This is a genomic window from Caballeronia udeis (assembly GCF_001544555.2).
In the GTDB taxonomy this organism is placed as follows: Bacteria; Pseudomonadota; Gammaproteobacteria; order Burkholderiales; family Burkholderiaceae; genus Caballeronia; species Caballeronia udeis.
On the sequence record NZ_FCOK02000059.1, the window covers coordinates 48,535 to 60,966 of the forward strand.

Sequence of the window (12,432 nt, forward strand, 5' to 3'; positions counted from 1 at the left end):
CTTTTATCCTTGTTTTGCCGGGTTTTACGACTGACTGAAATCTAGCAGCCATACAATATCGCTTGTTGTGCTGCACCTTATAAAATCAGCGTACACGTCATAATCGCTTTTCCGGTGCGAAGGTCCCGCTATTGGTGCAATGCGACGGGGTGGCGAATGGCGTTGCACCAGATGAAGCGGCTAATTAACAACTATGACCCGCGCCGGAAAAACGCACCGGATACAGACCGCGCTTATTCGGAATCTGGCGCGCTCAACTTGCGCAGCAAATACAGCACGGCCACGCGCTCCGCTTCGTTAAGCTCACCCATGGTCAACTCGCTGATGCGCAAGGCGGTAGGCGTGATCTGTTCGACCAGGCTTTCACCGGCTCGCGTCAGTTGGACCGTGACCTTCCTGCGGTCGTCCGGATTCGTCTGCAGTTCGATCAGATCGCGCGCCCTCAGACGTTCAATTATGCCGCGCACCGTGGCTGCGTCGATTGCGGTCGCCTTGCCCAGGTCGCTCATTGAAGACGGCCCGAGCCTTCGGCTGGCGCTCAATACCGCAAACTGCACGGCGGTCAGTTGAGGGTCGTCGATAGCCTGGCTGAAAATGGCGAGGTGGCGCTGATACGCCTTGCGAAGAAGATGCCCGATCTGCTCCGACACCTCATAGCGGGACACAACGTCCTGTGCAGCTTGCGATAAACCTGAAGGAAGCTTCGAAGGCGCCATGATAGTTCGGATGCCGGTAGGGTGGAATGGGGACAGGCGCTCGCCCGCAGCGGGCAGCGCCATTCGTCAAAGGAGCCGAAGCAACATTCAGCCTGCCGCTAATGCGCGTTCTTTCGAATGCGCGCCGACGCCTGGGCCAGGTCTTTCCACGACGTTTCATTCGGTGCAAAGGTAGCGCGGATATAAGACACGAGATCGGCTATCTGACGGTCGTCGAACGAATCCTTGAAGCCCGGCATGTAACCCAGCGCGTCGGTAGCGGGGGCATCAATGCCATTCTGGATGACGTTCAGCAAGTTGTCCGGCGTGGCTTCGCTCACGCTGGTGTTCAGCGAGAGCAGCGGACGCACCCCGAAGTTGCCGACGCCGCCAGTCGCGGCATGACAGACCGCGCATGCGCCCTCAAAAATCCGCCGGCCGCTGTCGAGTCCCTGCAGGGTCACGGCGCTCGTGGCGGCGTCGTGGGCGGGCTTCGGCGATGGCGTTTCAACCGGCTGTGGCGACAGCGACGCCAGGTAATGCGCCATCGCGCGCACGTCCTCTTCAGGCAGTGTCGACAAGCTTGCGACGACCGGCGCCATCGGGCCCGCCGCAACACCATGCTCATGCGAGAAACCGGTCTTGAGATAGTCGTACAGCGCCTGCTCGGTCCAGCGCACCGGCGCTTTCGAATTGGCGACGAGCGAAGGCGCCACCCAGCCTTCAGCGCTGCCGCCTGTCAGGTACAAACGCCCGCCCTTCTCCGCCCCGAATGCATTGCGTGGCGAATGGCACGCGCTGCAATGTCCGGCGCCATCCACGAGATACGCGCCGCGATTCCATATTGCCGAGCGCGTCGGGTCGGGCTTGAACTCGCCCTGCTTCAGGTAAAGCGCGTTCCATCCGGCCACCAGCGCGCGCTGATTCAGCGGGAACGGCAGGCGCGTAGCGGGTGGCGTATTTTCAACCGCCGGCTGCGACATCAAATACGCGTACAGCGCGGTCATGTCGGCCTCGCTCATCTTCGTGAACGCGGTGTAGGGGAACGCGGGATATAGATGACGACCGTCGCGTGAAATACCCTGGCGCATCGCCCGGTCAAATGCCGCGAACGACCAGTTGCCAATGCCCGTCCTGGGATCGGGCGTCAGGTTGGTCGTGTAGACCATGCCGAAAGGCGTTTCAAGGCCAAGACCACCTGCATTGACCGCGCCGCCGGGCGCCGTATGGCAGACCGCGCAATCTCCGAACTCGGCAATCTGGCGGCCGCGCGCAATGGTGGCGTCGGACCAGGTCGATGCAGCGGGCCGCGCGATCGCTTCGATCGGCGCACGCAGGGGCCACGCCGTGCAGGCCAGCCCGATCAGGCTGCCCAGACCACCGGCCGCGACCGCGGTCCATAGCGAGCGTTTTGCGCGCCGCAGTCTGTTGCCGATCGTGCCGTTCGATGCGTCGTACGCAGCGGTTCCGCCAAGCGCCGCAAGCACGCGCTCGGGCGTGAACGGCGGCGCCCGGAAACGTACGCCGGTCGCGTCGTAAAGCGCATTCGCGATAGCCGCGGCGGCGGGTGATACATCGATTTCCAGACGATCGCCGGCCATGGTCTGCGTAGCGACTTCGCCGGATGCCGCCGGCGTGGGAGCCAGTTCGTGCGATACGGCTTGCGCACCCGGTGTCTCGTCATGCGAGGGCCGTGCGGTAAGTTGCAGGCCCAGGGCGCGCGAAGCCGCGGCAGCGATCTGCCGGGCCGGAATGCCATTCATCCGGCCAATCCTGCGCCGTCCGCTTGCTCGCCCCGCCACCACGCGCTTGAGCGCGACGTCGCCAGTCAGGCGGTTCACATCGAGATCGACGATCCACGCCGAATAGCCGGGCGTCGGGTTATCGCCGGATGACGCGTCGTGCTCGTCGAACGCGAAACCGCGGCCGTGCGCGACATTGTTGTCAGCGCGGCGCGTCTTGCGATCCTGCTTATGATCCTGCTTACCGGCGTTCCACGCGGCGCGCTGCGCCACCGTGTCGATCAGTTCCCTCGCGCCTCCGTACTCCACCGGATCGAGATGATCGAGACGAAACGAAACCGGATCACGATGCTGGCCGCACGCGATTTCATCGACGAAAGATTCACGCGCGAAGGTATGCGCCGAGCCGGGAATCAGCGCAGCGGGATCGTCAACAAGCGACGTTGAACGGGACGAAGAATAAGGACCGGGATCTTGTGCAACTGCTTCGCCGCCGGTTAAACCCGGCGTTCGCGCGATGTAGCGCCAGTCGAGCAGCGCGCCTTCGCCATCCAGCGACGCCGCGACGCAAACTTCCGCCTCCCTGACCTTCGATGCCGCCATGTAACCGCCAACGCAGATCGCCCGGCCGGTCTCCGCCATCAACACGACCGCAGCAAGCGCGGCATGCGCGGCGACCAGCGGATCGGCGTGGTCAGCATTGTCAGCGAGTGAATGCAGCGTAAATCGGTCGGGCGGCAAGCCCGTGACGCCGGCGAGATTCGTCAGAAGATCCAGTGTCGCGGGAGCACTGCTCCAGATCGCGATGCTGCCGGCTTCGTTACGTGCAATCGCCTCGCACGGGACGAACCTGCCGGCCGGAATCGGCCATACGTAATGCGCTTCCTGCTGCAAGCCGGAGTGTTGCACCGGTAATGACGCAGAACCGCCGGTATCCTGAGGACCCGCCGATAACACCAGCCGGCAAGCAGCGTCGCGTGCCAGCTCGAAGCGCTCGGCCACGAACGCGGCCACGTTTCCCACCACCACCCAACGCGCGCCTGCCTGCACGTCCAACCGCGCCCCAAGCTCGAGCAGTGCACCGTCGACGTCTCCCAGCACGCACGCGTGAAGCATCGGCCCGGGCATCAGCACGGGTCCGTCAGGACTTCCTTCGCGCACAGCATCCATTACATGCGGTCCATTACAGGGGCCCATTGAATCAGCGTTATTGTTCGCGTTTCAGATAGTCGGCAGCGCGATGCACTGCCTTCATGATTTCAATGTGCGTGCCGCAACGGCACAGGTTGAAGCGCAGCGCTTCACGGATATCGTCGTCATCAGGCGTTGGGTTCCGATCGAGCAGCGCCTTCGCGCTCATGATCATGCCATTGAGACAGTAGCCGCATTGCGCCGCTTGTTCGTCGATAAAAGCCCGCTGGATCGGGTGCAGCGCGTCCAGCGTCCCAAGCCCTTCGAGCGTGAGCGTCTCGCGTCCAATAGCCGCCGCCACCGGTACAACGCATGAACGTGCGGGACCGCCGTCCAGCAGCACCGTGCAGGCCCCGCACTGACCGAGGCCACAGCCGTACTTCGGCCCGTTCAGTTCGAAGTCGTTGCGCAGCACATACAGCAAGGGCGTGTCGCGGGTCACATCGACCGTGCGGGTGCTGCCGTTGACAGTCAGCGTCAACGGCTCGGAAACCGGTGTTGCGGAGGCGGACACGCTCATTTTCAAGTCATCGAATCAAGACCGCTCGCGGCAGTGCTTTCTGGCACTGCCGCGGCGGCCGGGTCGAAATATCAAGCGGCAGCGGCAGAAGCCTGCTTGGCCGAGGGCGACTTCAACGGCTCGTTGAACACGTCGTAAGCAAACACCCATGCCGGATCTTCGTTGGTGCGCAGCCACGTGTTGTTGTGCGAAACCAGTTGCACCTTCGACGCACGCTCCGCCCGATTCGCTTCATACAGCGCAAATGCGTCCGAGTAATCGGTTGCGCCCACTTCGTCCAGGCAACGAGTCAGCATGGCTGCATCCTCGATCGCCATGGCCGCGCCCTGCGCCATATGCGGTTTCATCGGATGGCATGCGTCGCCGAGCAACACCAGGCGGCCGCGGCTCCACAACGGCAGCGGATCGCGTTCCAGCAACGGCCACTTCGTGACTTCCGGCGTGGCGTCGATCAGCTTTTGCACCGACGGATGATAGCCCGCGAACGCTTCGCGCATTTCGTCGCGGCTGCTGGGCGCCACCGACTGCCCAGCCGGCCACTCAGCCTGCGGAACGCCGGTCACGTAGTAGATTTCATCGCGCTTGGACGTCACGTAATACACCATCATGTGGCGATCTTCCGACCACCACTTTACACACAGATCGAAAGGATCGGTGCCGAGCAGCGACGCCGGAAATACAGCGCGATGCGCGACATAACCCGTATAACGCGGCGGTTCCGCGCCAAGCAGGTGGTCGCGGATCTTCGAGTTCACGCCGTCCGCGCCAATCACAATGTCCGCGGTCTCGACACTGCCGTCGGCAAAGGTCAGCCGCACTTCGTTGTCCACCTCTTCAATCCCGCTCAGGCACTTGTTGAACTCGATCGTGCCGGGCGCGACCGCCTCGGTCATCAGCGCATGGAAGTCACCGCGATGCACGGTCAGATACGACGCGCCGTATTCTTTCAGCGCGAACTCGCCCAGCGGAATCTGCGCGATGGCTTCGCCCGTTTTCCAGTCGCGGCTGTACCAGTAGTCCGGGTGCGAACCCATGACGTTCAGCGCGTCCTCGCAATCCATGCGGCGCATGATCTTCATCACGTTGGGACCGAGGTGAATGCCCGCGCCGAGACGCGAAAACGCCGGAGCCTGCTCGTACAGGCGAACCGAATAACCAGCGCGCTGCATCAGCGCCGCTGCTGCCGTTCCACCAAGGCCCGCGCCAACAATCGCGATACGGGGTTTGCTCATGATGATCTCTCCATGTCTGGCGCTCGCCGAAAGTTGTTCAGCCGAGCCTGTTAAATGAATCTATATCGAGTGTACACATTGAATTTTTTTGAGTAAAGAAAATTTGCAATGAGTCGGATCAGGTGTGATTTATCCCTTTATATGTGCATTTTATAAGGGTTTTCACCAATATAAAGCATGCGCGCACCATTAAAAAATGTTTTCTGAATCTTGTTAAATTCCAATGTGTACACTAGACTTTATCGAATCAAATTGCCACATCCAACCAAGCCGCCACGGGTGGCCAACGACATACGGAGTCGACCAGATGACGAAGACCTTGCGCATCGGCCAGATCGTGCCGAGCTCGAACACGACGATGGAAACCGAAATCCCGGCCATGCTGCTCGCCCGCCAGACCATCCGCCCGGAGCGCTTCACGTTCCACTCCAGCCGCATGCGCATGAAGAAAGTGGTCAAGGAGGAACTGGCGGCCATGGACGCCGAATCGGACCGTTGCGCGCTGGAACTCAGCGACGCGCGCGTGGACGTGCTCGGTTATGCGTGCCTGGTAGCAATCATGGCGATGGGACACGGCTACCACCGCGTGTCGCAAAAGCGGCTGCACGAGCGTACGGTTGAGAACGGCGGCGCAGCGCCGGTCATCACCAGCGCGGGCGCGCTTGTCGACGCATTGAAAGTCATCAAGGCCAAGCGCATCGTGGTGGTTGCTCCCTATATGAAACCGCTGACCGAGCTGGTTGTGGACTACATCCGCAATGAGGGTTTTGAAGTCGTCGCCTACCGGGCGCTCGAAATTCCCGACAATCTGGATGTCGGCCGCCACGACCCGCGCCTGTTGCCGGAAATCGTGAAAACCCTGCCCTATCAGGACGTCGATGCCATCGTCTTGTCGGCCTGCGTGCAAATGCCATCGCTTGCCGCAGTGCCGCAAGTCGAGGCGATGACAGGCAAGCCGGTCATTACCGCTGCGATTGCCACGACCTACGCCATGCTGCGTGAGCTGGATCTCGAGTGCGTGGTCCCGGGTGCAGGCGCGCTGCTGTCCGGCGCTTATTGATTGCTCATTGGTCGCTTGTTAATCGCTTATTAATCGATTACTGACAGCTTTCGATCCATCCACGGACTCCGCGATGAACTCAACTTTTCTCTACGGCGCGAACGTCAACGCCAACGGCATCCGCCAGCATTACCTGCGCTACGGCGGCACGGAGGGCGTGCGCGCCGGCCGCCCCGCCGTGATCCTGATTCCGGGCATTACCAGCCCCGCCGTCACCTGGGGGTTTGTCGGCGAGACGCTTGGCCGCCAGTTCGATACCTACGTGCTCGATGTGCGCGGCCGCGGTTTGTCGGAAGCATCGCCGACGCTCGACTACAGCCTCGACGCCCAGGCCGCCGACGTCATCGCGCTCGCTGAAGCACTCGGCCTTGAACACTATGCGCTCGTCGGCCATTCCATGGGTGCCCGCATTGCAATTCGTGCTGCACGCAGCGCGCCGAAGGGCCTGACGCGAACGGTGCTGGTCGATCCGCCCGTGTCCGGCCCCGGCCGCCGCGCCTATCCGGCGAAGCTGCCGTGGTACGTCGATTCGATTCGCCTGGCTTTGAAAGGCATCGACGCCGACGGCATGCGCGCCTTCTGTCCGACCTGGACCGAAGAGCAGTTGCGCCTGCGCGCACAATGGCTGCATACCTGCGATGAACGCGGCATGCTGACGTCGTTCGAGGGTTTCCATACTGACGACATCCACGCCGACCTGCCGCTCGTTCGCGTGCCTTCGCTGCTGATCACCGCCGCGCGCGGCGACGTGGTGCTGGACGAGGACGTGCAGGAGATGCAGACGCTTTGCCCCGGACTGCTGCATACCCGCGTGCCCGATGCCGGCCACATGATTCCGTGGGACAACGAAGCCGGCTTCTATGAAGCCTTCGGCGATTTCCTCGGCGCAAAGCTCGTTTAACGCGCCAAGCGCGAACAACGAGCCGACACTGACACTCATTCTTCAGGAGTCAACATGCCAATCAGCGATTACGAAATGATCGCCGCATGGAAGCAGGTACTGACGTTGTCGAAGCTGCAAGCCGGTCAGACCGTCACCATCCTCACCAGCGCGTCCACGCATCCGCAAACGCTTTCAAGCGCACTGATCGCCACCCAGTCCATGGGCGCGATCGTCAACCGCCTCGACCTGCTGCCGGTAAACGGCGAAAAGGCCTTGAGCCGCGACTCGCTCGCGTATCTCGGCACCACGCCTCTCACCGGCAACCTGGCCGCTATCGCCGCGTTGAAGGCGAGCGATCTCGTGCTCGACCTGATGACCTTGTTGTTCTCGCCCGAGCAGCACGAGATCCTCGCGACCGGCACGAAGATCCTGCTGGCGGTCGAACCGCCCGAAGTGCTCGCGCGCCTCGTGCCGACCGAAGCCGATCGCACGCGCGTGCGGGCGGCGGCCGAGCGGATCAAGGCGTCGCGTGAAATGCGTATCAAGTCAAAAGCGGGCACGGAACTCGTGTGTCCGCTGGGCGAGTTCCCCGCTATTTCCGAGTACGGTTTCGTCGATGAACCCGGCCGCTGGGACCACTGGCCAAGCGGTTTTGTACTCACGTTCCCGAACGAGGGCCAGGCGAGCGGCCAGATCGTGATCGATCGCGGCGACATCCTGCTGCCGCAGAAAAAGTACGTGAACGATCCGATCACGCTGACGGTGGAGAACGGTTACGCCACGCGCATTGACGGCGGTGTGGACGCGGCCTTGCTAAGCGACTACATGGCCTCGTTCAACGATCCGGAAGGTTATGCGATCTCGCATATCGGCTGGGGTTTACAGCCTCGCGCGCGCTGGTCGACGCTTGGCCTTTACGACCGCGAGGCGACTATCGGCATGGATGCCCGCGCGTTCGAAGGCAACTTCCTGTTTTCGCTTGGGCCGAACAACGAAGCAGGCGGCAAGCGCACGACCACGTGTCACATCGACATCCCGCTGCGCCATTGCGACGTGATGCTCGACGGAGAAGCCGTGGTCCGCGATGGCGTGGTGATGGACCGATAGATATTGACCCCTTGGAGCAATCTGAATGAGCGACATCCAGAGCCACGCCGAATCCGGCGTGTACAAACAGCAGGGATTCGGCACGCCGTTGCCGGTGCAAGGCAATATCGGCTTGCTGATTGTTGACTTCGTAGTGGGCTTCGCGGACCCCAGGACCTTCGGCGGCGGCAACATTGCGCCGGCTATCGAACGCACGGTGCATCTGCTTGCGGCCGCGCGCCGGCATGGCTGGCCCGTTGCGCACAGCCGCATTGTGTACGCGGCCGACGGCAGCGACGACAACGTGTTTTCGTTGAAAGTGCCGGGCATGGCAACGCTCACCGAAGACCATCCGAACAGTGCGATCGTGCCTGAGTTGACGCCGGCACGGGGCGAGCTGGTCGTGCGCAAGACCGTGCCGTCCGCGTTCTTCGGCACGCAACTCGCGCCCTGGTTATCGCAGCGCGCGGTGCAGACGTTGATCGTGGCCGGTGCGGTGACGAGCGGATGCGTGCGCGCAAGCGTGGTGGATGCGATGTCGCATGGTTTCCGTCCGCTGGTTATTTCCGATTGTGTCGGCGACCGGGCGATCGGTCCGCACGATGCGAATCTCTTCGACATGCAACAGAAATATGCCGCTGTCATGACGCTCGACGAAGCGCTTTCGACCATAGAAAAACGCCGGGCCTGAGCGCTCGATCAGCCGCTGCCTGCTCGATAGCAAACCTGGGCGGCTTTGCCAGCACGTACGTGCTGGGCTGGATGAAGGACTCGACCCACAGCATGAGCGCTGGATTGATCATCTTCGGCATCTGCATGCTGGCGGGCTGCCTCTTGGTGTTAGCGATGCCTAAGCGTATCGTTAATCGTCGAGGTCGAGCGTTGAAGCCGAACCTCGAAGCGGTTTAGTCGAATAAAGCGGCATTTTCAGGAATCGTCATGCTTACTGCAGCAGCACTCACCCGAGGTGAACTGCTCGCGCGCAGCGGCTGCCTGACTATCGTCAGGCAGCCGCTCGCGCCGGTCAAACCCGCGCCCGGTCAACCGGGCAGCGGGTCTTCCTACGTTCAGGACTCGCCGGAAATTTTCGTCGCGGTGCTGGACGATGGCCGTATTCTCGCGTTCAACGGCCACGTCGATCTCGGCACCGGCATCCGCACGTCGCTTGCGCAGATCGTCGCGGAAGAACTCGACGTGCCGGCCCCGCGCGTGAAGATGATCCTCGGCGACTCCGCCGAAGTGCCCAACCAGGGCCCGACCATCGCGAGCGCGACCATCCAGATATCCGCGGTGCCGCTGCGGTTCGCCGCGGCGCAGGCGCGGCTCGTGTTGATCGGCCTGGCAGCACAGCGCTGGGGCATCCACGCCGCCAGCCTTGCGACCGACGACGGTCATGTGATTGCCCCGGACAACACCCGCATCAGCTTCGGCGACCTGCTGCAGGGGCAACGGATCTCGCTTCCCATCGACTCTTCCGTTGCGGTGAAGGACCCGTCGACCTACCGGATCGTCGGACGGGCAACGCCACGCGTCGATCTGCCCGCCAAGGCCACCGGCACTCTCACCTTCGTTCACGACATGCGTGTACCCGGCATGCTGCACGGGCGCGTCGTGCGGCCGCCGTATGCGGGACATGATTGCGGCGCGTTCGTCGGCAAGACGCTGATCGACGTGGACCGTTCATCGGTCGATACGCTGCCGGGCGTGCGCGGCGTAGTGGTGATCGGCGATTTCGTCGGGGTAGTGGCCGAGCGGGAGGAACAGGCAATCCGCGCGGCGCGTGCGCTGCGGGTCCGGTGGCGCCCATTGCCGCCGCTGCCGTCCCTCGATAATCCCGCTGAGGCTATCGCCCGGGCCCCGGCCCAGCGGCGCCTGCTGCTGGAGGAAGGCGACGTCGAGAGCGTGCAGGGACAGCCCGGCACGACCACACTGACGCGCAGCTATGTCTGGCCGTACCAGATGCATGGATCGATCGGGCCATCCTGCGCCCTCGCGGACTATCAGGACGGGCGCATCAAGGTGTGGTCCGGCACGCAGAACCCGCAGACCCTGCGCTATGACTTGTCGCGTTTGGTCGGGCGGGACGAGGCGGATATCGATATCGTCCGCATGGAAGCCTCCGGCTGCTACGGCCGCAATTGCGCCGACGACGTAGCGGGCGACGCGCTCCTGCTCTCGCGTGCCATGGGCCGGCCCGTCAGGGTCCAGCTATCGCGTGCCGACGAGCATCAGTGGGAGCCCAAGGGCACCGCGCAGGTCGTCGACGTAACCGGCACGGTGTCCCGCAGCGGCGAAACGCTGGGTTATACGTTCGCCTCGCGCTATCCGTCGAACGACGCGCCCCTGCTCGCCCTCCTGCTCACCGGAGCGACGCCGGCGGAGCCGCGCGTCTTTGAAATGGGCGACCGTACCGCGGTCACGCCCTACACCTTCGCCCATCGCCGTTTCGTCTGCCATGACCTGGCGCCACTGGTCAGGGCGTCATGGTTCAGAGGCGTGTCGGCGCTGCCGAACTCCTTTGCCCATGATGTATTCATCGATGAACTCGCGTTCGAGACCGGCGCCGATCCGCTCGCATTCCGGTTGCGTCATCTCAAGGACGAGCGGGCCGTGGCGTTGCTCGAGGCGGTCGCTGAACGCGCAGGCTGGCAAGCCCGTGCCGGACGTCGTCCAGCTCGCGATACCGGCGAACGCGTGCTTCAAGGGCGCGGCGTGGCGTACGCGCGGTATGTGCATAGCCGCTTTCCCGGTTTCGGTGCGGCCTGGTCTGCGTGGATCGTCGATCTGGAAGTCGATACCGCCAGCGGAGAAATCCGCATCAGGCGAGTGATGGTCGGCCAGGACACCGGCACCGTGATCAATCCGGACGGTGTGCGCCATCAGATCCACGGCAACGTGATCCAGACCCTGAGCCGCACGATGAAAGAGCGTGTGCGCTTTACCGAAGGCCTGGTCGCGAGTAAGGAATGGGGCAGCTATCCGATCCTGACGTTCCCCGAACTGCCCCCTGTGGACGTCGTGCTGGTCGACCGGCAAGGCGAGCCGCCGCTGGGTTCCGGCGAGTCCGCTTCACTCCCCGGCGCGGCGGCTATATCGAATGCATTATTCGATGCAACCGGCGTGCGCTTCCGCGAGCCGCCATTCACGCCAGACGCCGTCAGGGCCACGCTGCAGGCCGCCGCAACAGTGGTGCCTGCCGATCACCGGTGAGCGTGTAGCAGCGGCCTGTGCGTGTAGCAGCGGCCTGTACGTGGCTATATCTACCTGTAAGCACGTACAGGTCAGTTATCTTCCGCCCGGGTCATCGCGCGCAGCAGATAAACGATGGCAACGCGCTCGGCCGGATTCAGCCCCCCATACGTCTGCTCGCTCACCTGACGGGCAAAAGGCACGGTCTGGTCAATCAGCGCCAGACCTTCCGGCGTCGTGCGCACCAGCAGCTTGCGGCCGTCGAGCGGGTCAGGCGAGACCTCGATCAGCGAACGCGCTTTCAAACGCTCGACCACGCCGCGAATGGTGGCCTGGTCGATTGCCGTTGCCTTGACGATGTCGTTGAGCGAGCAGGATTGCTGCTCCTTGACCGCGCATAGCGTGACGAACTGCGCAGCGGTCAGGTCGGAATCCGGTATGGCCGCCTGGAAGATGGCGACGTGGCGCTGGTATGCGCGCCGCAGCAGGTGGCCGATCTGCGCGGAGAAGTGATACTCCTCGTTGCCGGCAACAACCGAAGAGGGAGATGGCTTTTTGGACATGGGAAGAATTGTAGGGTACACGTTCTATTATGCTTCGATTACGGCGACGCACCGCTCTCTTCAGTCCTACCGTGTTTCCCTTTTTATCATAGACGGTGGTGGGCCCTTGGCCATGTCGTAAAACCCGGGCTCGGGAATTCCGATCTGCGTCAGAACGCCACGATGACAAGCTCTTGAGTTTTCGCGAGACTAGTCCGAACTTTGACTCGATCACAAACATAAGCCATTGATTTCACGCTGTTATGCGTGCGAGCGCAGGATAGCTACTGGG

Annotated in this window: 10 protein-coding genes; 5 read left to right on the plus strand and 5 right to left on the minus strand. The window is 62.7% G+C overall.

Annotated features, from left to right (window positions below; all coding sequences use genetic code 11):
* Positions 1-233: 233 nt before the first annotated feature.
* From AWB69_RS31795 to AWB69_RS31810, 4 genes are all read right to left on the minus strand, one after another.
* Positions 234-716: a MarR family winged helix-turn-helix transcriptional regulator gene (locus tag AWB69_RS31795; RefSeq protein ID WP_062090793.1), complete on the minus strand. Its 483-nt coding sequence runs from the start codon at positions 714-716 to the stop codon at positions 234-236.
* A gap of 98 nt (positions 717-814) precedes the next feature.
* Positions 815-3,607 (minus strand): cytochrome c, encoded by a 2,793-nt coding sequence (locus AWB69_RS31800; protein ID WP_231937303.1) that lies wholly within the window; start codon positions 3,605-3,607, stop codon positions 815-817.
* 37 nt (positions 3,608-3,644) lie between these two features.
* Positions 3,645-4,148: a (2Fe-2S)-binding protein gene (locus tag AWB69_RS31805; protein WP_062090794.1), complete on the minus strand. Its 504-nt coding sequence runs from the start codon at positions 4,146-4,148 to the stop codon at positions 3,645-3,647.
* Between the two features lie 71 nt (positions 4,149-4,219).
* Positions 4,220-5,380, minus strand: coding sequence for an FAD-dependent monooxygenase (locus AWB69_RS31810; RefSeq protein WP_062090795.1), 1,161 nt, complete (start codon positions 5,378-5,380; stop codon positions 4,220-4,222).
* 307 nt (positions 5,381-5,687) lie between these two features.
* Here AWB69_RS31810 and AWB69_RS31815 point away from each other — a divergent pair, with 307 nt between their 5' ends.
* From AWB69_RS31815 to AWB69_RS31835, 5 genes are all read left to right on the plus strand, one after another.
* A complete protein-coding gene (locus AWB69_RS31815; protein ID WP_062090796.1) occupies positions 5,688-6,440 on the plus strand; it encodes a maleate cis-trans isomerase family protein in 753 nt (250 codons plus the stop codon).
* Positions 6,441-6,513: 73 nt separating this feature from the next.
* A complete protein-coding gene (locus AWB69_RS31820; protein WP_062090797.1) occupies positions 6,514-7,341 on the plus strand; it encodes an alpha/beta fold hydrolase in 828 nt (275 codons plus the stop codon).
* A 54-nt stretch (positions 7,342-7,395) separates the two neighbouring features.
* A complete protein-coding gene (locus AWB69_RS31825; RefSeq protein WP_062090798.1) occupies positions 7,396-8,430 on the plus strand; it encodes a M29 family metallopeptidase in 1,035 nt (344 codons plus the stop codon).
* Between the two features lie 25 nt (positions 8,431-8,455).
* The gene (locus AWB69_RS31830; RefSeq protein ID WP_062090799.1) at positions 8,456-9,100 is read left to right on the plus strand and encodes an N-carbamoylsarcosine amidohydrolase; all 645 of its coding nucleotides are present in this window, start codon (positions 8,456-8,458) and stop codon (positions 9,098-9,100) included.
* Between the two features lie 248 nt (positions 9,101-9,348).
* On the plus strand, positions 9,349-11,619 hold the full coding sequence (locus AWB69_RS31835) for a xanthine dehydrogenase family protein molybdopterin-binding subunit (protein ID WP_062090800.1): 2,271 nt from the start codon (positions 9,349-9,351) through the stop codon (positions 11,617-11,619).
* A 71-nt stretch (positions 11,620-11,690) separates the two neighbouring features.
* Here the strand turns inward: AWB69_RS31835 and AWB69_RS31840 are convergent, their stop codons facing one another.
* Positions 11,691-12,161, minus strand: coding sequence for a MarR family winged helix-turn-helix transcriptional regulator (locus AWB69_RS31840; RefSeq protein ID WP_062090801.1), 471 nt, complete (start codon positions 12,159-12,161; stop codon positions 11,691-11,693).
* Between the last annotated feature and the right edge of the window lie 271 nt (positions 12,162-12,432).

Bases quoted from the DNA above. Each gene is read 5' to 3' on its own strand.
- AWB69_RS31795 (WP_062090793.1), bottom strand. From the start codon at position 716: ATGGCGCCTTCGAAGCTTCCTTCAGGTTTATCGCAAGCTGCACAGGAC.
- AWB69_RS31800 (WP_231937303.1), bottom strand. From the start codon at position 3,607: ATGGATGCTGTGCGCGAAGGAAGTCCTGACGGACCCGTGCTGATGCCC.
- AWB69_RS31805 (WP_062090794.1), bottom strand. From the start codon at position 4,148: ATGAGCGTGTCCGCCTCCGCAACACCGGTTTCCGAGCCGTTGACGCTG.
- AWB69_RS31810 (WP_062090795.1), bottom strand. From the start codon at position 5,380: ATGAGCAAACCCCGTATCGCGATTGTTGGCGCGGGCCTTGGTGGAACG.
- AWB69_RS31815 (WP_062090796.1), top strand. From the start codon at position 5,688: ATGACGAAGACCTTGCGCATCGGCCAGATCGTGCCGAGCTCGAACACG.
- AWB69_RS31820 (WP_062090797.1), top strand. From the start codon at position 6,514: ATGAACTCAACTTTTCTCTACGGCGCGAACGTCAACGCCAACGGCATC.
- AWB69_RS31825 (WP_062090798.1), top strand. From the start codon at position 7,396: ATGCCAATCAGCGATTACGAAATGATCGCCGCATGGAAGCAGGTACTG.
- AWB69_RS31830 (WP_062090799.1), top strand. From the start codon at position 8,456: ATGAGCGACATCCAGAGCCACGCCGAATCCGGCGTGTACAAACAGCAG.
- AWB69_RS31835 (WP_062090800.1), top strand. From the start codon at position 9,349: ATGCTTACTGCAGCAGCACTCACCCGAGGTGAACTGCTCGCGCGCAGC.
- AWB69_RS31840 (WP_062090801.1), bottom strand. From the start codon at position 12,161: ATGTCCAAAAAGCCATCTCCCTCTTCGGTTGTTGCCGGCAACGAGGAG.